17 protein-coding genes and 1 tRNA gene are annotated in these 22,401 nt (G+C 36.6%); 1 reads left to right on the top strand and 17 read right to left on the bottom strand.

The window, feature by feature from the left end; translation table 11 throughout:
• Nucleotides 1-13: 13 nt before the first annotated feature.
• The 8 genes from ysxE to hemA all read right to left on the bottom strand — a co-directional run bounded on the left by ysxE (nucleotide 14) and on the right by hemA (nucleotide 8,990).
• Nucleotides 14-1,051, bottom strand: coding sequence for a spore coat protein YsxE (gene ysxE / locus AN964_RS07670; RefSeq protein WP_055739111.1), 1,038 nt, complete (start codon nucleotides 1,049-1,051; stop codon nucleotides 14-16).
• Between the two features lie 163 nt (nucleotides 1,052-1,214).
• The gene (locus tag AN964_RS07665; RefSeq protein ID WP_055739110.1) at nucleotides 1,215-2,438 is read right to left on the bottom strand and encodes a LysM peptidoglycan-binding domain-containing protein; all 1,224 of its coding nucleotides are present in this window, start codon (nucleotides 2,436-2,438) and stop codon (nucleotides 1,215-1,217) included.
• Nucleotides 2,439-2,785: 347 nt separating this feature from the next.
• Nucleotides 2,786-4,075 carry a glutamate-1-semialdehyde 2,1-aminomutase gene (gene hemL / locus AN964_RS07660; protein WP_055739109.1) on the bottom strand — a complete coding sequence of 430 codons (1,290 nt, stop codon included), beginning with the start codon at nucleotides 4,073-4,075 and terminating at the stop codon, nucleotides 2,786-2,788.
• 21 nt (nucleotides 4,076-4,096) lie between these two features.
• Nucleotides 4,097-5,074, bottom strand: a complete 978-nt coding sequence (gene hemB, locus AN964_RS07655; protein ID WP_055739108.1) for a porphobilinogen synthase — start codon at nucleotides 5,072-5,074, stop codon at nucleotides 4,097-4,099.
• A complete protein-coding gene (locus AN964_RS07650; RefSeq protein ID WP_055739107.1) occupies nucleotides 5,071-5,859 on the bottom strand; it encodes a uroporphyrinogen-III synthase in 789 nt (262 codons plus the stop codon). The genes hemB and AN964_RS07650 overlap by 4 nt, the downstream gene beginning before the upstream one ends.
• Nucleotides 5,856-6,788 carry a hydroxymethylbilane synthase gene (hemC, locus tag AN964_RS07645; protein WP_055739106.1) on the bottom strand — a complete coding sequence of 311 codons (933 nt, stop codon included), beginning with the start codon at nucleotides 6,786-6,788 and terminating at the stop codon, nucleotides 5,856-5,858. Before hemC ends, AN964_RS07650 begins: the two co-directional genes overlap by 4 nt.
• An 11-nt stretch (nucleotides 6,789-6,799) precedes the next feature.
• Nucleotides 6,800-7,633: a cytochrome c biogenesis protein gene (gene ccsA, locus AN964_RS07640; RefSeq protein WP_055739105.1), complete on the bottom strand. Its 834-nt coding sequence runs from the start codon at nucleotides 7,631-7,633 to the stop codon at nucleotides 6,800-6,802.
• 13 nt (nucleotides 7,634-7,646) lie between these two features.
• Nucleotides 7,647-8,990 carry a glutamyl-tRNA reductase gene (hemA, locus tag AN964_RS07635; RefSeq protein WP_055739104.1) on the bottom strand — a complete coding sequence of 448 codons (1,344 nt, stop codon included), beginning with the start codon at nucleotides 8,988-8,990 and terminating at the stop codon, nucleotides 7,647-7,649.
• A gap of 232 nt (nucleotides 8,991-9,222) precedes the next feature.
• Between hemA and AN964_RS07630 the strand changes: the two genes are divergently transcribed.
• On the top strand, nucleotides 9,223-9,705 hold the full coding sequence (locus AN964_RS07630; RefSeq protein WP_055739103.1) for a LiaI-LiaF-like domain-containing protein: 483 nt from the start codon (nucleotides 9,223-9,225) through the stop codon (nucleotides 9,703-9,705).
• Between the two features lie 22 nt (nucleotides 9,706-9,727).
• On the opposite strand, the gene yihA is transcribed toward AN964_RS07630, so the two are convergent.
• From yihA to AN964_RS07585, 9 genes are all read right to left on the bottom strand, one after another.
• Nucleotides 9,728-10,309 carry a ribosome biogenesis GTP-binding protein YihA/YsxC gene (yihA, locus tag AN964_RS07625; protein ID WP_055739102.1) on the bottom strand — a complete coding sequence of 194 codons (582 nt, stop codon included), beginning with the start codon at nucleotides 10,307-10,309 and terminating at the stop codon, nucleotides 9,728-9,730.
• Nucleotides 10,306-12,630, bottom strand: coding sequence for an endopeptidase La (gene lon / locus AN964_RS07620; RefSeq protein ID WP_055739101.1), 2,325 nt, complete (start codon nucleotides 12,628-12,630; stop codon nucleotides 10,306-10,308). The genes yihA and lon overlap by 4 nt, the downstream gene beginning before the upstream one ends.
• A 285-nt stretch (nucleotides 12,631-12,915) precedes the next feature.
• Entirely contained in the window at nucleotides 12,916-14,583 is a 1,668-nt protein-coding gene (lonB, locus tag AN964_RS07615; protein WP_055739100.1) for an ATP-dependent protease LonB, read from the bottom strand.
• Between the two features lie 212 nt (nucleotides 14,584-14,795).
• Nucleotides 14,796-16,058 (bottom strand): ATP-dependent protease ATP-binding subunit ClpX, encoded by a 1,263-nt coding sequence (gene clpX, locus AN964_RS07610; protein ID WP_055739099.1) that lies wholly within the window; start codon nucleotides 16,056-16,058, stop codon nucleotides 14,796-14,798.
• A 451-nt stretch (nucleotides 16,059-16,509) separates the two neighbouring features.
• Entirely contained in the window at nucleotides 16,510-17,796 is a 1,287-nt protein-coding gene (gene tig, locus AN964_RS07605; RefSeq protein WP_055739098.1) for a trigger factor, read from the bottom strand.
• A 170-nt stretch (nucleotides 17,797-17,966) separates the two neighbouring features.
• The gene (locus tag AN964_RS07600) at nucleotides 17,967-18,974 is read right to left on the bottom strand and encodes a tetratricopeptide repeat protein (RefSeq protein WP_055739097.1); all 1,008 of its coding nucleotides are present in this window, start codon (nucleotides 18,972-18,974) and stop codon (nucleotides 17,967-17,969) included.
• 128 nt (nucleotides 18,975-19,102) lie between these two features.
• Complete coding sequence (locus AN964_RS07595; protein WP_200915573.1) at nucleotides 19,103-20,212, bottom strand: nitric oxide synthase oxygenase; 1,110 nt, start codon at nucleotides 20,210-20,212, stop codon at nucleotides 19,103-19,105.
• A gap of 149 nt (nucleotides 20,213-20,361) precedes the next feature.
• Nucleotides 20,362-21,621 (bottom strand): group II intron reverse transcriptase/maturase, encoded by a 1,260-nt coding sequence (gene ltrA / locus AN964_RS07590; protein WP_055737770.1) that lies wholly within the window; start codon nucleotides 21,619-21,621, stop codon nucleotides 20,362-20,364.
• A gap of 607 nt (nucleotides 21,622-22,228) precedes the next feature.
• Nucleotides 22,229-22,302: transfer RNA gene (locus tag AN964_RS07585), tRNA-Arg, on the bottom strand.
• Between the last annotated feature and the right edge of the window lie 99 nt (nucleotides 22,303-22,401).

Here is a 22,401-nt window from a genome sequence, read left to right as displayed (position 1 = left end):
AACCCAAACCTTCTTAATCCTTAGGTTTGGGTTCCGTTTCTGCCATTTGCACTCTATTTTCCATTTCATTCATTCTAACGACAACATATTCTGTGTTTTTAAGCAGCCAATAATGACTTTGCAATTCCTTCACAAATTTAATCTCCGCTTTTTTGGACCTTTGCAGACGATATTCTTGAACTGTTCTGGAAATTGGGCCAGGATGTGCTAAATAACTTAAAAATAATAATTTCTCATCTTCTTTAAATGGGAAATGTCCAAAATAAGTGTAAATCCAATCGATACATTCATCAAATCGTTTAGGATATGTTTGCAGAGTTCTTGATAAAAACGGTAATAGATCTTGAATTGGAGAAGCAATTTTTGAGTTTTCAAAATTAGTAAAATAACCGTAACCTCTATCATCGTATAAAAAATGCTCTGTCGATATTTTTCCATGTGTTATGACGGTTCTGCCTGTTTTTACCTCTTTAGAATTTTCATACCATTCCTCAAGCTTCTTTTTTGAAAAATCAAGTGCTCTTCTAATGTCATTGTAAAACATGCAAAATAGTAATTCAAAAGGTGACATATACCATTTCTTTTCACTAGATTCAAGAAACTCCGTTAAAAATTCTTCTTCCCGTTCCCACCCGTCCAGAGTATTTTCAAAATGTGCTTTTCTTTCTTCCGCCTCTATCGGTATGTTTTTCATTGATAGAGTATGAAGTCTGGCAAGCTCTCTGAACATTTTTTGGTGTTTTTCATTTCGATCCTCTTTTTCTTCATTGGAAAGCCAAGGCATCAAATAGAACAAATAATTTTGCTCCAAAATTGCATACCTTCCATCCATCGTTGGATAGATTGGAACTATACGATTATAGCCTCGTTGATATAAGGCTTGAACATTTCGGACGAAATCAATACCGCTTTGCGGAAGTATTTTCTTTAATGCATAAATGCCGTTGTCGGAATAAACCTTCCACGTCTTTCCGTACTGCTCGGCATATTTCACTCTTATTCCATATTGGTTAACAATTGCTGTCATTTCATCAAAGGATGAATCTTTCATTCCACCACCTGCTATCCAAGAACAGCGAATTCATTTATGCAAATACATCCTACTTTTGGAGGTGGGACTTCGATACGTAAAACTATTCCTCTTTTATCGTAGGCTAGAAGGTGAGAAAAAGTTTCAGCCTTTACTCACCTTCTTTATATATACAACTCGCTTATTATTTTTTACCCGCGTATGAAGGAATATATAAAACTTGACCCTCTGAAACACTTTGATTTGTTTCCATATGGTTCATTCTTAAAATTTGCTGAACACTGATATTGTATTTTTCCGCCAGAAAATCTAGTGTCTCTCCTGATTGGACAATACACATCCTTAACTTTGCAGCTTTTTCTTCTTGTTTGCGCGCAAAAAAATCTGTAAGAGATATGGATTCATATTTGGTTTTTTTCTTTTTCTTCTTACTTTCATCTGTTACTTCCACTTCTTCTACAATATCTTTTTCCTCAAAAGTAAGTTCTTCGTAATGTTTATTAGGAGATTCATCATGCACCAATTCTATCTCAGTAAACGATGAAGATTCTTCATCCTTTTCGATTGCCTTCTTCTTTTTACGTTCCAATGATTCATCCAATGGCGATTGTGAAAATGGATAAACATTATAGGGATTCTGATTTTGCGGATTTGTATGGTGAACATCAAATGCTACGGATGGCCCTTGTTCATCTGAATCGTATACATCTTCATTAGGGTCTTTTCTGACCTCTACGTTAAATGGTTGATATAATTCTTCCTCCTCTTCCTCTTCCGCTTCCTCATCATCGTAGTCGGCATTATCGTTTCGAGAAAGATTATAGATGGGAATTAGTTCTTCGTCCTCATGATATTGTTCCTCTAAATCAACTGGATTTGACGAGTCATATTCCAATTCACCATTTTCATCATCCTGATCTGTATCAACTTGATTACGGTATGAAGAAACCTGCTGCAATTCTTCTACTGAATTATCCTCCTCTTCATTTCGTAATCCTGAGATGGTTAAGTCCGCATTAAGCTTTAAACAAAGGTTATCAAGCAGATCGTAGTCAAAAGAGTCGACTGTTACATCCAAATTAGATACATTTTCTACCTTTTCTTTTGGAATAGTTATGTCAACAGGGAATTGATGATTAAACTCATACACCCCTTCTTCTTCACGATATTCTAATGTATGAACATATTTTTTTTGCCATGATACTTCTTCTTCATCCACAACTTCTGCATTATTTCTAAACTCACCACTTAAAAATAATTTCCCCTGAATAATAATATATTGTTCCTGTTCCTGGATTGTAATATGAGGATCCAAAGATATGGATAAGAGCTCTTCAACTTCCTGTCCCCTTTTAAACCAAACAGATTCCTCTAATGAAAATCGTAAAGACGATTGATTTTCGGACAAAGCGGCTTCCTCCCTTCAATTCCTATACAAAAAGTAAGTCATAATGTCATTAACACTCTATGATAAAAGCAAACAAAATATGAATCTTAGCAAAGGCTCTTTTCTTAAACTTGTTGCTTTTAAATAGGAAAACCGTTTTTTCTTAACATTCATGTTAAAGAAAAGTGTCTTTTTTTAAGAAAAGATGCCCCGAATCTGAGTCTAGATTAGGATTTAAAACAAATGACGAAAAAGCAATAATTTATACGGAAACAGCCTACCAATTAACTTTATAACAAACATATTCATGAATTATTAAGTTTATTACTATCAAAAAAAACCACAACATTCCGTTGTGGTTTTTTGTGTTATCCTCGTATAATATTAAAGGTTTTTTCTGCTGCAGCAATCGTTTTTTCAATATCTTCATCTGTATGTGAAGTTGAAAGAAATAAACCTTCAAATTGTGATGGCGGTAGAAACACACCATTTTGAGCCATTTCTCTATAATAGGCAGCAAATAACTCTAAATCCGATGTTTTAGCTGTATCGTAATTGATTACATTCTCGTTGGTTAAAAAGATTCCAATCATCGACCCCGCACGGTTAATCGTATGAGGTATGTCGTATTTTAATGCCGCCTGATGTAAACCTTCTTCAAGCTTATCTGCTTTTCTAATAAAATCTTTATAGGAATCAGGTGTTAATTGAATTAAGGTTTCATAGCCGGCTGTCATAGCCAGTGGATTTCCCGATAAGGTTCCAGCCTGATAGATAGGGCCGCTTGGTGCTATTTTTTCCATAATTTCAGCCTTGCCTCCAAAGGCACCTACCGGAAGTCCTCCACCAATAACCTTTCCTAGACAAGTTAAGTCAGGTGTTACTCCAAAGTATCCTTGTGCACAATGGTAATCAACTCGGAAGCCTGTCATTACTTCATCAAAAATTAATAAAGCACCATATCGATTCGTTACTTCCCGTAATCCTTCTAAGAATCCTGGCTGAGGAGGCACTACTCCCATATTTCCTGCTACTGGTTCGACAATAATACAAGCAATATCTTCTCCGAATTGCTCAAAAGCAGCACGAACTGCTTCCAAATCATTATAAGGAACTGCAATTGTATTGCTCGCAATTCCTTCTGGTACACCAGGGCTATCCGGTAATCCAAGTGTAGCTACACCTGAACCTGCTTTAATCAATAAGGAATCACCATGTCCATGATAAGATCCCTCGAATTTTATAATTTTATTTCGCCCTGTATACCCGCGGGCAAGTCTCAATGCACTCATCGTTGCCTCAGTACCAGACGAAACCATTCTGACAATTTCTATAGAAGGTACTCGTTCTTGAACTAGTTTCGCCAGCTTATTTTCTAATAAGGTAGGTGCACCAAAACTAGTACCATTTTCTGTTGCCTTTTTAAGAGCTGATACAACCTGATCATTAGCATGTCCTAAAATTAATGGGCCCCATGATAATACATAATCAATATATTCATTGCCGTCAATATCGTAAATTTTAGAGCCCTTGCCTCGTTCCATAAAAATTGGATCCATTTTTACTGATTTAAATGCACGAACAGGACTGTTTACACCGCCAGGCATTAGCGTAACTGCTTCTTTATATGCTTTTTTAGAGTTTTCAAATGAACGCATTTTCCACTCACCCTTTCATCCTTATTCTGCAAGCCAACGTGCGGCATCTTTTGCAAAATAAGTAATAATCAAATCACAGCCTGCACGTTTCATACTAGTTAGCATTTCTAGTACAATTGTTTTTTCGTCAATCCAGCCATTCAGTGCTGCCCCTTTAACCATTGAATACTCTCCACTAACATTATAGCCAACGACAGGCAAGTTAAATTCGTTTCTCACATCACGTACAATATCTAAATAAGATAATGTTGGCTTGACAATAAGAAAATCAGCGCCTTCCTCCACATCAGAGTGTGCTTCTCTTAATGCCTCTAAGCGGTTGGCAGGATCCATTTGATAGGTTTTTCTATCACCAAATTGCGGTGCACTCCCAGCCGCATCGCGGAATGGGCCATAGAATGCGGATGCATATTTTACTGCATAGGACATGATTGGCACATCTTCGAAGCCAGCTTCATCTAAGCCTTTTCTAATAACCGCTACAAATCCATCCATCATATTAGATGGAGCAATAATATCAGCACCAGCTTGTGCTTGACTTACTGCCGTTTTTGCAAGTAAATCCAGGCTCGGATCATTTAAAATTTTTCCGCCTTCAATCACACCGCAATGACCATGGTCTGTGTACTCACATAAGCATGTGTCCGCAACAATGATTATCTCTGGATAATGTTCTTTGATAAAACGGGTAGCCTCTTGTACAATACCGTGATCATGAAAAGCTTGTGTTCCCACTTCGTCCTTTTCCACAGGCACACCAAACAATAAAACAGATTTAATGCCAAGGGATACGACCTCGTCCATTTCCGCTTTCAAATGATCCAAAGAAATTTGATCCACACCTGGCATGGAAGGTACTTCCTTCTTAATATTTTCTCCTTCCACTACAAAGATAGGATAAATAAAATCATCTACATGTAAATGTGTTTCGCGAACAAGTGCCCTCATATTTGCTGAGCTGCGAAGTCTTCTATGTCGTTTAAACTGCAAGTCTTTCATTCTAATTCCTCCCGTTTTGTCATTAATTTGCACAAACTATCAAGCATAGCATCAACCGTATATTTCTGCGGACTCGCTGTAACTTTCCAGCCGTAACCTTCTATAGCTTTCTTTGTTACTGGGCCGATACTAATGAAATCTATCATTTTAGCCTTTTTTTCAAGCTTTGGCTCTTTTGCTATCTCCATAAAATGATGAACGGTTGAAGGACTCGTAAATAATGCATAATCGAGCCTGACATGTTCAAGTAAAGATGCTAATTTTTCCTTACTATCTATAGGAAAAATAGTATCATATATAATCCATTCATCAACTGTCCAGCCTTTTGATATTAAAGATTTAGCAATAATATCCCTGGCAAGATTTCCTTTAGGAATTAAGACTTTCTTTGGACGCATGCCATCATCGTCAAATTCTTTAGCAAAATCATCTGCAGAAAATAAAGTAGGAACAAAAGATACTTGGAATTGATGTTTCTGTAAAGCGTCCTTCGTCTTTTCTCCCACTGCTGCTATTTTCGTTTGAGGAGAAAGGGTAATATTATTTTTACCGAGCTGCTGAAAAAAGAATTTTACGCCATTCTGACTGGTAAAAATAACCCAATCATATTGGTTTAAACTTTTTAAGTATTGAAGTCCATTCGGATCCTTGCCTTCTCTAAATTCTATGAGAGGAATGCAGTAAGGCTCTCCTCCTAATTGGACAATCCTTTTGCTTAATTCCTTCCCTTGTTTACCGCTTCGGGGTATAAAAACTGTTTTACCCTTTAGCGGTAAAGTGATCATGATTGATCAAGCTCCTGTTTTACCTGATCAATCAACAATTTCGCACCTTGGTCAATTAACATTTCTGCTACTTGTTCACCTAACTTGATAGGATCCTTTCCGGTAGCCGTTTCTTTATAGATTGTTTTGCCATCGGGTGAAGCAACTAATCCAGTTAAGGAAATTTGTTGATCGCTAAGCTTCGCAAATCCCGCAACAGGGACCTGGCAACCTCCTTCCATTTTATGGAGAAAGGCACGTTCAGCAGTTACAGTCACAGCAGTTTCTTGCGAATTTAATTTTGCTAATTGTTCTAGCAGCTCATAATCATCTGCGCGGCATTCGATGGAAAGTGCACCTTGCCCAACAGCCGGTAAGCAAACTTCCGGCTCCAAGTATTCCGTAACCACATCGGCGCTCCATCCCATCCTTGACAAGCCCGCTGCTGCTAAAATAATTGCATCATAATCATCTGTTTTCAGCTTTTCTAAACGTGTATCAATATTCCCGCGTATCCACTTAATTTCGAGGTCTGGCCGCTCCGCTAATAATTGCGCTCCTCTTCGTAAGCTGCTTGTGCCAATTACCGCACCTTTTGGTAAATCCCTTAAAGTCATATAGCCTTTCGAAATAAGAGCATCGCGATGATCCTCCCGCTCCGGAATACAGCCTATTGTTAGACCATCAGGAAGTATTGCCGGCATATCCTTCATACTATGTACAGCCATGTCGATATCCTTATTTAACATTGCTTGCTCAATTTCTTTTACAAAAAGCCCTTTACCTCCGACCTTTGATAAAGTGACATCCAGTATTTGGTCCCCCTTCGTGACGATCTCCTTTATTTCAAATTCAAAAGGAACCCCTAGTTTTTTCAACTGATCTGCAACCCAATTTGTTTGCGTTAGTGCAAGTTTGCTTCGCCTTGAACCAATAATAATTTTTCTCACGATAGTTCCTCCTATGAATACCAAAAATGAAAAGCTGATAATCTGCTAATTAAGAAAAAATTGATTAATACTATTAGAAAAGCAGCAATATTTAAATAGGCCAAATTTTTGCCAAACATATTTTTTCTTTCGTGAAAATAGATAATCATGCCGTAAATGATTAATAGAATAAAGGACCCGATAATTTTTGAATCATACCAATGAAAATGATTTAATTTTATTAAGGCCCATTGCAGCCCCAATATTAAACTTAATAATAACATCGGAACTCCAATTAAATTTAATACATAGGACATTTTCTCTAGTTTCGCCAGATCATTTAAACGCCATAACCTGTGTCCCCACTTCTTCTCTTTCAAAAGCTTGTATTGGAGTAAATATAATGCCGAAAAGACAAATGAAAGAGAAAAAGCAACATAAGATAGAATCGCCATTGTAATATGTATAAACAATAATTCAGAAATTAGCCTTTCACTCATTGTTTCAGTTGGCATTTGAATTGGTGCAAAGGTATGAATGGCCATTATTATAAATCCAATGATGTTGAGAAAAAAAACAGTAAAATCTACTCGTAATAGACGATTAATAACAAGTGACAAGGTTAATAGAACCCATGCATAGAAATAAAGTCCTTCAAATATCGTGAGGACCGGGAAGCGTTTAGTATGAATCATATACAGAAACAAAAAAATTGTTTGAAGTACCCAAACAATTGAAAGTAACCAGAAGGCAAACCGATTTGCCTTCTGATTTTGTTGTAGAAAATCAATAAAGTACAGTAAGATACTTACGGCGTAAAGAATAATCATTCCCTCATGCAATCTGGACATCATTATATCAAACATAGCTTTCACCTTTCTATGGTTGCAAGGAAGGATGATGGTTTACCTTAAAGGATGTCTTCTCAACTAGTAAAGTATTTTCAGTTTCCTCTGCCGTTTCTTGGATATTAAATATTCTTTTGAATAAAGCGAGATGCAACTCGGCATTTGGTTCAGCAGCGATTTCCTTTGCTTGGCTAACCGGATCTTTTAACAGCTGATTAACAATACTTTTCGTATGTTTGCTCAATATTTTTTTCTCACGTTCCGTTAAATTAGGCATTTTTCTTTCAATACTTTTCATCGTTTCTGCTTGTATTGCTAATGCTTTTTCCCTTAAAGCGGTAATGACTGGCACTACCCCAAGCATATTAACCCATTCATTAAAGTGAACGATTGCCTCTTCGATCATCATCATAATCTTATCTGCTGCTTTTTTCCGTTCTGCAAGATTTGCTTCTACGATTCCTTCTAAATCATCAATATCATATAAGAAGATATTTTCCGTTTCAGAAATTTGTGGATCAAGATCGCGGGGCACAGCAATATCCACCATGAATAGCGGTCTGTTTTTGCGCATTTTATTAACAGAATCCATCATTTCTTTTGTAATGACATAGTCTTTTGACCCTGTAGAGCTTATTAAAATATCCGCATCTACTAAAGCACACTGCATTTCTTGCAATGTCTTCGCATTTCCTTGGAATCGATCTGCAAGATTCTTCGCTTTTTCAAACGTTCGATTGATTACCGTTATGTTCGTTGCACCGCTTCCATGGAGATTTTCAATTGCAAGCTCTCCCATTTTACCTGCTCCGATAATAAGTACATGCTTGTCTTTTAAATTCCCAAATATCTTCTTCGCAAGTTCGACTGCCGCATAACTAACAGAAACTGCATTAGATCCAATTTCCGTTTCTGAATGTCCTTTTTTGGCAATGGTAATTGCTTCTTTAAATAAGTGATTAAAAATTGTCCCAGTCGATCCTGCTTGTTGTCCTGTTAAAAAGCTGTTTCTCACTTGTCCAAGGATTTGTGTTTCACCTAATACCATTGAGTTTAAACCGCAAATCACTTTGAATAAATGTTCCACGGCCGCATCCTGTTCATAAATAAATAAATACGGAGAAAACTCATCCTTTTCCATTTGAAACCATTCAGCTAAGAAATCTTTAATATAATAGCGCCCTGTATGAAGCTGGTCGACAACAGCATATACTTCCGTTCGATTACATGTAGAAACAATGACATTCTCTAAAATACTTTTTTTCTCTTTTAAAGCTGTCATTGCTGATTGTAATTCTTCCTCATTAAAGGAAAGTCGTTCGCGAATTTCCACAGGGGCTGTTTTATAATTTAAACCAACCGCTATGATGTACATAATTTGAGACCCCCCGTTACATCCAGCATACAAATTATTTAAAATAAGTAATTCGATTCATATATAAATACCATTACTATTATAACATGTACCAAATTTGTTGCCTTTAAAAAATGTGAAAAGAAAATGAATACTGTGATATGATAAATTTACATTTCAAAATAAGATTCCTTATGTACCGTATCAAAAATAATAATGATAATCAAGCAAAGTGGTTGAAAGTAGGATATATATGAAAAATCAAAAAGTATTTGCTGGAATAATTTTATTAGGTTTTGGTTTCTATTTTTATCTTTCCCAAAATCACCTTGAATTATTTAAAGAATATATTACATGGCCCTCTCTTTTCATAATCGTTGGAATTGCATTTTTAGTTCAAGGCTACAGTGGGAAAAATTATGAGGCTATCTTGCCTGGTGTGATTTTCACTGGTTTTGGTTTACATTTTCATGTTGGGCATAAACTTTCTATTTGGCCAAATAATATGGGAATATTTCTCTTAATTATTTCACTTGGTTTTTTATTACAGTACCAAAAAACGCGAAATGGTCTTTTTCAAGGCATGCTATTTCTTATTATCTCTATCATTCTTCTTTTCTATGATAAAGTAATCGGGACGCTTGGACTATTGCAAAACCGCGTAAACACCATCTGGAAGTATAGCCCTGTTGCCTTAATTGTAATAGGGGTAATCTTACTGTTTAAGAAAAAGTAAAACCCAGCGTTTGCTGGGTTTTTTACATTTTTCTGCTAATGGCCTGCCATGCGGCATCTTTTCCTTCACCCGTTTCAGATGAAAAAATGATGATGTCATCATGTGGATCAAATTCAAGAGTTTCCTTCGTTATTTTCAAATGTTTTTGCCATTTTCCTTTTGGAATTTTATCTGCTTTCGTGGCGATAACAATACAAGGAATTTGATAATGCTTTAAAAAGTCATACATCATTCTATCATCAGCAGATGGAGGATGTCGCAAGTCTACGATTAGAATAACGGCTTTTAATTGCTTCCTTGTTGTAATATATGTTTCAATCATTTTCCCCCACGCAGCACGTTCCGTCTTCGATACTTTAGCATATCCATAGCCGGGAACATCAACAAAATAAAGGGAATCCTCAATGATATAAAAATTTAAAGTTTGCGTTTTACCTGGCTTTGACGATATCCTTGCCAATGCTTTTCTGTTCAGCATTTTATTGATAAAAGATGATTTTCCGACATTTGATCTTCCTGCAAGGGCAAACTCAGGTAACGAACTATCTGGATATTGTTCCGGTTTTACAGCGCTAATTACAATTTCAGCATTATTTACTTTCATTTACCATCACCTGCTAATGCGATATTAAGTACTTCGTCTGCATGAATAACAGGGAAGAATTCCAAATCATTGCGCACACTTTCCGGAATATCATCTAGATCTTTCTCGTTGTCCTTTGGAATAATAATTTTGGTCAATCCTGCCCGATGTGCACCTAATGATTTTTCTTTAAGACCACCGATTGGCAGAACACGTCCACGTAATGTTATTTCTCCAGTCATTCCAACTTCCTTTCGTACAGCTTTCCCAGTTAAGGCGGAGACTAACGCAGTGGCTATTGTAATCCCTGCAGAAGGTCCATCCTTTGGTACTGCTCCCTCTGGAACATGGATATGAATATCATAATGTTCATGAAAATCCTCCTCGAGCTCCAAATCCTTCGCCTTGGACCTTACAAAGCTAAAAGCTGTTTGGGCGGATTCTTTCATGACATCCCCTAATTTTCCTGTTAAGACAAGTTTGCCTTTGCCAGGGGATAGGGAGACTTCGATTTGCAACGTATCTCCTCCGACAGTTGTATATGCCAGACCAGTAGCAACCCCGACTTGATCTTCAAGCTCTGCTTGCCCATACCGGAACCTTTTCTTTCCTAAAAATTCTTCTAAATTTTTATCTGTAACAATGACTCGTTTTCGATCGGAAGAGACAATAATCTTTGCCGTTTTTCTACAAATAGTTGCTAGTTCTCTTTCAAGGCTGCGAACCCCTGCTTCCCTAGTATAATAACGAACAATTGTCTGGATACTCTCATCACGAATTTGTAATTGCCCCTTCGTTAGACCATGTTCCTTCATCTGTTTCGGAAGCAGATGGTCCTTGGCAATATGGATTTTTTCTAATTCTGTGTAACCAGCAATTGAAATAATCTCCATACGATCTCGTAATGGGCCAGGGATGGAACCTAGATCATTCGCTGTCGTAATAAACATAACCTTCGATAAGTCATAAGTTTCTTCAATATAGTGATCGCTAAAGCTATGATTTTGCTCAGGATCCAATACTTCGAGCATTGCTGCAGATGGATCACCACGGAAGTCATTAGACATTTTATCAATTTCATCCAATAAAAAGACCGGATTAATCGTACCTGCTTTTTTCATTCCTTGAATGATTCTTCCAGGCATAGCTCCTACATAAGTTCTTCTATGACCCCTGATTTCCGATTCATCTCTTACACCGCCAAGTGAAACACGTACAAAATTTCTTCCTAGAGATTCCGCTATAGATCTTGCCAAACTTGTCTTTCCTACTCCAGGAGGACCTGCTAAACAAAGGATAGGACCACGTAATGACTCTGTAAGTTTCTGAACAGCGAGATATTCTAATACTCTTTCCTTTACTTTCTCTAATCCATAATGCTCACGGTCTAAAATTTGTTCTGCTTTTGTAATATTAAGATCATCTTCTGTTGCGTTTGTCCATGGCAATGCGATTAGCCATTCAACATAATTTCGAATGACAGAGCTTTCTGCGGAACTGGATGGCACCTTTTCATACCTATCCAATTCATTTAATGCCGTTTTTTTGACATGTTCAGGCATTCCCGCTTCTTCTATTCTTTCCGTTAAATCGGCAATCTCACCAGTTTTACCTTCTTTATCTCCAAGTTCCTTTTGGATTGCCTTCATTTGTTCCCTCAAATAATATTCTTTTTGTGTACGTTCCATGGACTTTTTAACTCTTTGTCCAATTCGTTTTTCAAGGTTAAGGACTTCCTTCTCATTATTAATAATTTGGATGACGATATTTAATCTTTCCTTAATATCGATTGTTTCCAAAATGGATTGTTTCTGCGAAAGCTTTAATGGCAAATGAGAAGCAATTATGTCAGCCATTCTTCCGGGTTCCTCAATATCCGACACAGTCGCAAATGTTTCAGCAGATATTTTTTTCGATAATTTTATGTATTGTTCGAAATAATCTAGGAGAGTTCTTGTTAAGGCTTCTGTTTCAGCATCTTTTTCTTCAGACTGCTGTAAGATTTGCAATGCTACTGCATAGTAACGGTCCATATCATAAAATTTGTCTATTTTGGCACGATCAAGACCCTCGACTAAAACACGAATCGTCCCATTAGGTAACTTCAACATTTGTTTCACTTTCGTTAAAGTCCCTACTTGGAAAAGATCGTCTTCAACCGGTTCATCTATCGTTTCATCTTTTTGAGTAGTCAAGAAAATTAAATGGTCATTCATCATGGCTTCTTCTAATGCCTGAACCGAATGATCACGTCCGACATCCAAATGAAGAACCATCGTTGGGTACACTAGCAATCCTCTTAATGGAAGCAGAGGAACCGTGTGTTCTTTTTTCTTTGTCAAATTGTGCACCTCCAAAAAAGTAACTATTATCAGGAGTATTAGTGTCATTTCCTGATGAATCTTTTAACAATTCTATCGTATTTGCCTGAAAGTGTCCATTTACGAGAATACTTAAAAACGAACATTTTTTCATTTTTCATTTGATCCAGATTCCAATAATGTGTTTCCCTTTACTAGTATTAAATATATTACGGAATTTATGAAAAAAATCGGCATCTAAGGCCGATTTTCCTTAACATTTCATTATATGAATCACAATGCTCTACAGTCACGTTCATTTAAAAATTATACGCTTTTTTTACCCATTTGTTCCAAAGAGGGTGGGAACTGTGCTTCTTTTTCGAATCGGTCTATTAATGCCAAGTTTAAAACTTCCTCTAACTTTGTAACCGGAATAACCGTTATCCCTTCCATATCATGAAATATCGATTGCATGTTTTCCGCAGGAATAATGACGGTACTGGCACCTGACTGTCTTGCTGCCTTAACCTTTGCCACTACCCCACCAATTGGCTTTACATTCCCATGAATGGAGATTTCACCAGTCATAGCGATGGAGTTATTGACGGGAATTTTATAGATGGCAGAGTATATGCCAGTTGCCATAGCAATTCCCGCAGACGGCCCATCAATGGGAATCCCTCCAGGAAAATTAACATGAATATCATATTGATCCGCAGGAACTCCCATTGTTTTCAAAACCGTAATAACATTTTCAATGGAACCTCTTGCCATACTTTTTCTTCTTACTTGTTTTCCTTGTCCGCCAATACTTTCTTCTTCCACTATCCCAGTTATATTAGTGCTACCTTTATCTTTTGCTGGGATTACCGTAACTTCTATTTCAAGAAGAATACCGCTATTTGGCCCGGTTACGGCTAAACCATTAACTAAACCAACTTTTGATAGATCGCTGATTCTTTTTTCTAATCTCGGTGTAAGTTGACTAGACTGAATTACCCATTCAATATCCTCATCTAAAATATGCAATCTATCTTCTTGAATTGCGATTCCAGCTGCAATTTGTACCATATTTACAGCTTCCCGGCCATTTCTTGCATAAGATGATAATACTCCAAGACCATTTTCTGAAATAGAAATATTCACCTTTTTTGCAGCTTTATTGGCTACCGTAATGATTTCATCCTGATCCAGTTCCCTAAAAAAAACCTCCATACATCGTGATCGGATTGCTGGTGGTATTTCATTAGGAGTCCTGGTAGTTGCTCCAATTAAACGAAAATCGGCAGGTAATCCATTTTGGAAAATATCATGAATATGGGAAGGAATTTGTGTATTTTCTGCACTATAATAGGCGCTGTCAAGAAATACTTTTCTATCCTCTAATACCTTTAGTAATTTATTCATTTGTATGGGATGTAATTCTCCAATTTCATCAATAAATAAAACGCCGCCATGGGCATTTGTTACTGCCCCTTGTTTTGGCTGTGGAATACCTGCTTGCCCCATTGCACCCGCCCCCTGATAAATTGGGTCATGGACAGATCCAATTAACGGATCGGCAATTCCGCGTTCATCAAATCGTGCAGTAGTTGCATCTAGTTCAACAAAGACTGCGCTTTGCTTAAAAGGTGATTTTTCATTTTTCTTTGCCTCTTGTAAAACGAGACGAGCTGCAGCAGTTTTGCCAACTCCAGGCGGACCGTAAATAATAACATGTTGGGGATTTGGACCGCATAATGCTGCTTTAAGTGCTTTAATGCCATCCTCTTGTCCCACAATATCATCAAAGGTTGATGGCCGTACCCGTTCTGCCAGCGGTTCTGTTAAAGAAACAGCCCGCATTTTACGAAGCTGGTCCATTTCTTTTCTAGATTCTCTATCAATGGATATCTTTTGGGTCTTTTGACTTTTCAATAGGTTCCAGAAATAAAGTCCTATAATAATCCCAAAAAATAATTGAATTAATAATGCTATCCCAGTCCAGCTCATTGTATTCCCTCCAAGACACAAATTTCTATAAATTGCTTAAAGAAATATTATATATGCTAGTATCTCCGTGACTTTAAGGGAATAAACCATTTTTTGTTCGCTAAATTTTGTCATAAGAATAAAAAAAACTAGTCAAGATATGTATCTCGACTAGTTTTTCTGTCTAGTTCCAGCGCCTATCGGCCAGCGATGGGCAAGGCGCTTCCACTTATTTATGCAGATTTTTCATTTCCTAACATAACAGTACCATCTTCTAAGACAACCTTTGGAGGTTCATTGTTAAGAACTGCTTCCTTTGTAATAATACATTTTTTAATGTCTTCTCTTGATGGTAGATCAAACATGACATCAAGCATGATTGTTTCAATAATGGAACGAAGTCCACGTGCACCGGTCTTTCTCTCAATTGCTTTTTTGGCAATCTCAACTAATGCTTCTTCATCGAATTCAAGCTCAACATTGTCAAGTTCAAGCATTTTTTTGTATTGCTTGACTAATGCATTTTTTGGTTTTGTTAAAATATCAATTAATGCTTCTTCGTCTAACGGCTCCAAGCTTGCAATAATTGGCAAACGGCCGATAAATTCAGGAATTAAGCCAAAGCGAAGTAAATCTTCTGGTAAAACCTTTGATAATAATGCTTTTTCTTCAATATCCTGCTGTTTTGTTTCACCGCCAAAACCAATAACCTTTTGCCCAAGACGTCGCTTAATAATTTGTTCAATGCCATCAAAAGCACCACCACAAATAAATAAGATATTTGTCGTATCAATTTGAATAAACTCTTGATGAGGATGCTTTCTTCCACCTTGAGGCGGCACACTTGCAACAGTTCCTTCCAAAATTTTCAACAATGCCTGTTGAACACCCTCACCTGAAACATCTCTCGTAATAGACGGGTTTTCAGATTTACGAGCAATTTTATCAATTTCATCAATATAAATAATGCCTTTTTCCGCCTTTTCAACATCATAGTCTGCAGCTTGAATTAATTTTAAAAGAATGTTTTCTACATCTTCTCCAACATATCCAGCCTCAGTAAGAGATGTCGCATCTGCGATGGCAAATGGCACATTAAGAATTCTAGCCAATGTTTGTGCGAGCAATGTTTTTCCGCTTCCGGTAGGCCCAATTAAACAAATATTACTTTTGGCAATTTCAACATCATCAATTTTACTATTAGAATTAATGCGTTTGTAATGATTATAAACAGCTACTGCAAGAGATTTTTTTGCTTTATCCTGTCCTATAACATATTCCTTCAATATTTCTCTTATTTCCATTGGTTTCGGAATATCTTTGTATTCTACTTCTTCTTCTGTACCAAGCTCTTCTTCCACGATTTCTGTACATAGCTCAATACATTCGTCACAAATATATACTCCTGGTCCAGCAACTAATTTACGGACCTGATCTTGTGTTTTACCACAGAAAGAACATTTTAATTGTTGCTTTTCATCGTTGAATTTGAACAATGATTTTCACCCCTTAATTTATCGCAGTAAGTTATAATATGCGTATTGCTTAGTATTTCCTTGCAATGAGAAAATGATTGGACTACACATATTTCCTATTTCTTAAAATCTTAGCAAACAGCTTAACCAATATTCACGCTCAAATATGTAACGTTTTTGTTTTGCGCTTCACTTGAAGGCAAAATAGTTATGTATTGCATTGTATCATATTTTTATGTAAGACAGGAAATGATAAATCTTATTTAATTATTATTCGCCACCAAGAAGCAAAAATCCTACTTACTCCAGATTTTCCTGAAATAATACTTTATATTCGGTTATGTAAATATTTTTATCTGTAATTTCTTATGTTATATACTATATTGGTTTGTATAAAACAAGGCACGAGTGATTTCGCGCCTTGTTTTTTTGTTACCTATGGTACTTTATTTTTATTTTTTATGGACCAATTTTATGCAGCAGTTTTTGCATTTTCGACAAGAAACTCAACAGCTTTACGAATTCTTACATCGTTTTTCACTGTATCTAACCCGCCAATTGCATTTTTTATAGCTTCTGCAGACATATTATACATTTCTGTCATTTTGTTAATTTCTTCTTCTGCTTCTTCATCAGAAACTTCGATATTCTCCGCATCAGCGATTGCTTCAAGGGTTAAATTAATTCTAACACGTTTTTCTGCATCTTCTTTCATTTGAGCACGGAGTTGATCTTCATCTTGACCAGAGAATTGGAAGTATAATTCAAGATTCATTCCTTGCATTTGTAGACGTTGTCCAAACTCTTGAACCATGCGATCTACTTCCGTGTTAATCATTGCTTCAGGTATATCGATTTCTGCGTTGGCAGCAGCTTTTTCAACGACAGCATCTTCTAAAGCATGTTTTGCTTGATGTTCTTTAGATTCAACTAATCTTTTCTTTGTTTTTTCTTTAAGATCAGCTAATGTTTCTACTTCATCGTCTACATCTTTTGCAAATTCATCATCTAAAGCAGGAAGTTCTTTCCCTTTAATTTCATGAACAGTCACTTTAAATGTAGCAGGCTTTCCAGCCAATTCTGCTGCATGATATTCTTCTGGGAACGTTACTTCTACGTCTTTTTCTTCTCCAGCTTTTGTACCTACTAATTGTTCTTCAAATCCTGGAATGAAGCTTCCTGAACCAAGTTCTAATGAGTAATTTTCAGCTTTTCCGCCTTCAAATGCTTCACCGTCTACGAAACCTTCGAAATCGATAACAACTGTATCACCGTTTTCTGCAGTTCCATCTTCTTTAATAACTAATTCAGCTTGACGTTCTTGAAGAGTTTTTAATTCATTTTCAACATCTTCATCTGTTACTTCCGTATCTTGTTTTTCAACTTCTAAGCCTTTGTATTCGCCAAGCTTAACTTCTGGTTTTACAGTAACAGTAGCCTTAATAATTAATTCTTTTCCTTTTTCCATTTGCTCAATATCAATCTCAGGGCGATCAACAGGGAAAATTCCTGTTTCTTCAATTGCATTCGCATATGCATCTGGAAGAATAATATCAAGAGCATCTTGGTATAGTGATTCTACACCGAAACGTTTTTCAAATAAACTGCGTGGCATTTTTCCTTTACGGAATCCTGGAATATTCACTTGTTTTACTACTTTTTTGAATGCAGCATCTAATCCTTTATTTACTGTTTCTACATCAACTTCAATAGTAAGAATTCCTTGATTCCCTTCTTGCTTTTCCCATTTTGCTGACATACCTTTCCCTCCAACAATCTATATTTGATAAAATAATTGGTTTCAATAGATAAGCTACTTTCGCAGGTTAACCCTATCCATTTTTTTAAAATAGAAAAAAGAAAGATGTTGAATAATATACAATACAACCATTACATTATAACATAGGTTTCAGTTGTTTCAATATAGACCTATAGAATAGGTAAAGAAATTTCTTCAAGTTGATGAAGAAATTCCAGACAGTTATTTAAATCTGCCTTGTTAATTTGATAATACTCACATATCTTATCAATTTTGATCGATTCTCCATATAGCTCCTGCCCTAATAAGTGATACCCAGCCATCCACAATTTGACATAAGGGGGTTCTAGTTCAAAAGGATATAACAAAAAAAAGTGCTTATCCAATATTGATTTGATTTGTTCATAGAGTGATGGATTTTTCTGTGCCATATTTTTTTGCAACTCGTCTATTATTTCCATATAAAATGGCGTTTCAAACAGTGGATCTAGCTGAGTAGGTATTACCGTTTCTTTATAATGAAACTTTTCAATCGTTACTTTTTTCTCTATTCCATGTTCTTTGAAGAGATTAAGAATCATGGTTTGAACAAATGGATGCTGCTTAGAATCATTAAGATACCTTGTTAATTCATTCCTATATGGTTGAATGTTCACATTCATTAACGCTGCAATTTCCATTATTTGTTCTTGTATATCATTTGAAGTAAGAATAGCTTTGTTTTCATTTTTGGTTACAAAATCCTCTATTTCGATTCCAGACCTTTTTTCACTAAATTGAAGAAGTTTTTCATAGTGCTCCTGTTTATCAAGCGGAACTTCCTTTTCTTCAATTAGAACATTTATCGTTTCTGCCGCTTTTTTATATTCTTTAAGTTGGATTAATACCATGAGGTAGATATCAATTATTTCAAAATAATCGCCAATTCCTCTTTTTAACATATTTTCACATAAGCTTCTTGCATCCGAATAGTTTCCCATTTCAAAGAAAGCAACGAGCAAGGCAGTTTCTATTTCAGCACTATCAGGCTCAAGCTCTTTGGCTTGGGAGAGAAAATCGGCAGCCTTCTCAAATTGTTTCGATTCCAATTGCTCTATTCCCATAGCAAGTAAACGTTGGGGTAACCCTGGAAAATATATGACATTTTCATTCTTTTTAATATTTTTATCTTTTTTCATATATGTTACCGCCTTTACCATAATCGGGAATAGTGTAGCATGATAAAACAAAATTTACAAAACAATCGTGGTGATTCCACGTAGCATCGATTACGTTTTAATTATTATATAAAACCTATAACCTTAAATTAGAATGGCCTTTTTTGATAAAAATAGTTTGGTTTTTCCGTTACGTTATTATAGGGTTTATGAAAGATATGTGTTGTTGCAGGTGAAACAGGAGGAATAAGCCAAGTCCAATTACCTGTTACCTTTCTTCCTATTTTCATTTCTTTTTCTTCAAATTTTTTAAATTGATTGGCAGCAGTATGATGATCAACAATTGTCACACCACTGCTCTTATAAGAGCTTAAAACAGCAATATTTAATTCAACTAACGCCTTATCTTTCCAAAGTGATTGATTAGAATTAGTATCTAATCCCATTAACGATCCAATTTGAGGAAGCATATTATAACGTTTTTCATCTGCAAAATTACGAGCACCTATTTCTGTCCCCATATACCACCCATTAAAAGGGGCAGCAGTATAAGAAATCCCGCCAATTTCCAGCGTCATATTCGAAATTATTGGAACCGCATACCATTTAAGTTGCAAGTCAGCGAACCAACTATAATCAGGATGATAAATAGGCACTTCATATATAAGTTCTTTAGGGATATCAAAAAGCTTTGGTTTATTATTATTAATCTGGATAACTAAAGGTAATAAATCAAATCTACCGTATTTTGGCAGCCAGCCTTGATTAATACAATAATTAGTAAGCTCTGTAGAATCAGGATCTCCTATAATCCCTTCTGTAGTTTCGTACCCTGCATAGCGAAATAATTGATGGTTCCATATTCGAATAGATTTATTCAAATGCTTTTGTAAGAAAACCGTAATTAAAGGTTTAATTCGACCATTATTTGTAGCATTTTTTATATGATCGCATAATGCTTCAAATACCTCCTCTTCGGTTTCTACATGTCTTTTATCTATTACCTCTAATTGATTCCAAAATAGTCTACCGATACAACGATTACTATTTCGCCATGCCAACTTCGCTCCATATTCCAATTCTAATTTTGTGTGTTCATAATAACCGAATTCGGTAATTTGTTGCTGTATTTGATGTAGTCTCTCTTCTATTTCTTTTTCAGTCTTGTTTAATTCCTTATAACAAGAACGGATAAATTTTTCCGCTTCTATCAAAACATTTTCAGACAAATAAAACCCTCCTGATTTATACTGAAACATAAAAACATAATAACCTTCACATAATACTTACTTTATAAAATAATCAAAAGCATTACCAATTAAAATGATACATAATCGAGTAGGAGGAGGTGACTAACCCCCGACCTCTCACACCACCGTACGTACGGTTCCGTATACGGCGGTTCCATTTATGTCTGACGTAGTTGAGAATATCTCACATAAAGACTCTTCAGCCCTCGCATCTCCCAATAGGAGTTTGTGAGGGTTTTCTGTAGGATTGGGCTTCTGGCTATTCTCCAATATTTCTTTCTAGAGTTTCCCCATTCGTATGCCTTCTCTTTTGGAATCCCTAATCCAATGAGTTTTCTTACTTTGGTTTTTGGTTTCTTCCATTCTTTCCATTGGCACATTCTGAGACGCCTTCTAATCCATTCGTCTAATTCTTTGAAAATAGTGGGTGTATCTGCTAATGCATAATATCCGCACCAGCCAATCAAATATTGATTCAGCTTCTCTATTCTATAATCCATTGGAATTGGTTTTGACCTTGAAGTTAATTCTCGTATCCGTTTCTTGACACGTTGAATACTTTGGTTTGACATCCGCACCTTCGGTTTCTTATGAAATGTGAAGCTAAAACCTAAAAACTTTCTTTTCCAAGGTCTGTCTACAGCTGACTTTTCTCGATTCACCTTTAGTTTTAGAGTAAATTCAATGAAAGTAGTAATCGAGTCCATTACTCGCTCTCCGGCTCTTCTCGATTTTACGTAGATATTACAATCATCTGCGTATCGGACAAACTTGTGCCCTCTCTTTTCTAACTCTTTGTCTAGTTCATCTAGAACGATATTGGAGAGTAAAGGACTTAATGGTCCACCTTGGGGCGTACCCTCCTCGGATTTCGTTATGACTCCATTAATCATAATGCCAGACTGTAGATACTTCCGAATTAGTGATAGGAGCGTTCTGTCTTGAATCCTTTTGGATAGAGTCCGCATTAATCTATCATGATTGACTTTATCAAAGAATTTCTCCAAGTCCATGTCGACTACCCATCGGTATCCCTCTTCGATATATTTCTTCGCTTGTCTAACACCGTCATGACCTCGTTTGTTTGGTCGAAAACCATAGCTCTGTGTTGAAAAAGTCGGGTCGAAGATAGGGGTTAAAATCTGAGTAATCGCCTGTTGGATGAAACGGTCTGTCACGGTTGGGATACCTAATAACCTTACTCCACCGTTCGGTTTTGGGATTTCAACCCGACGGACAGGAGAAGGTTGATAAGTACCCTCCATTAAGGATGTTTTAAGTGTATCCCACGTTTCGAGAATATGTCTTCGTAGGTCTTTTACGGACATATTGTCTACTCCATGACTTCCTTTGTTCTTTTCTACTCGCTTTAATGCCAGTAAAAGATTTTCCCGTGACAGCATTCGTTCCATTAACATTGAGATTTATCCTTTCTACGTGAACAATACATTCTCATTAAGTGGGTTCTTTACTAAGCCCTCCCGAAGTCCCCCATGGAATTCACCATTTCTTCCTTTCAGGTAGGTTCCGTAAGAATTTTCTGCTTTCATACATAAAGAACCGTTTGCCGAGTGTTTGTTCTCCTAAAATGGTTCAGTCCTTCCTTGATTCTCTCGAGCAAACCAAGTACTACGACTTCGGCTGACTTCTGATTGTTCAGCTATCCATTACTAGATAGGTTACCAAGTGTACTTGGCGTATCAACCAGACCTCCCCGGGTAAGAGTGCAATCTTTCCTTCCATCTATCTGCTTCATTTACTTTGTATCACCTTCGGCAGAAAGGACTTTGTTTTGTATTGCAAACTCATCCAATGATACCTAGCCTTGTATGAAGTTCGTGTTCCTCAGACCGGAAGTTTGCCGCTCGCTTCCTTCAGATTCCGCGTCACCACGGACACCCTTGCGTTAAGCTAACTGCTACTTCTGCCTTCACAGTTCGGGACTTTCACCCTAGAGACTACACCCATGCCGGGCGCACAATAAAAAAGAAAAACCTAACTTTGTCAGGTTTTTCTTTTAATTAGCGTCCCAGGAGGGATTCGAACCCCCGACCCACAGCTTAGAAGGCTGTTGCTCTATCCAGCTGAGCTACTGGGACATTATAAATATTAATTAATCAAGTTTGAAGTGAAATCAAAGTAATTGTCGTCCCGATTTCAGAAAGCCTATTCAAGATGCAGCTCAATCGGTACGCTGA

This window comes from Heyndrickxia shackletonii (genome assembly GCF_001420715.1).
Lineage (GTDB): Bacteria > Bacillota > Bacilli > Bacillales > Bacillaceae_C > Margalitia > Margalitia shackletonii.
Note: the sequence above shows the minus strand (reverse complement) of the source record. Positions and strands in the feature narration are given on the sequence as shown.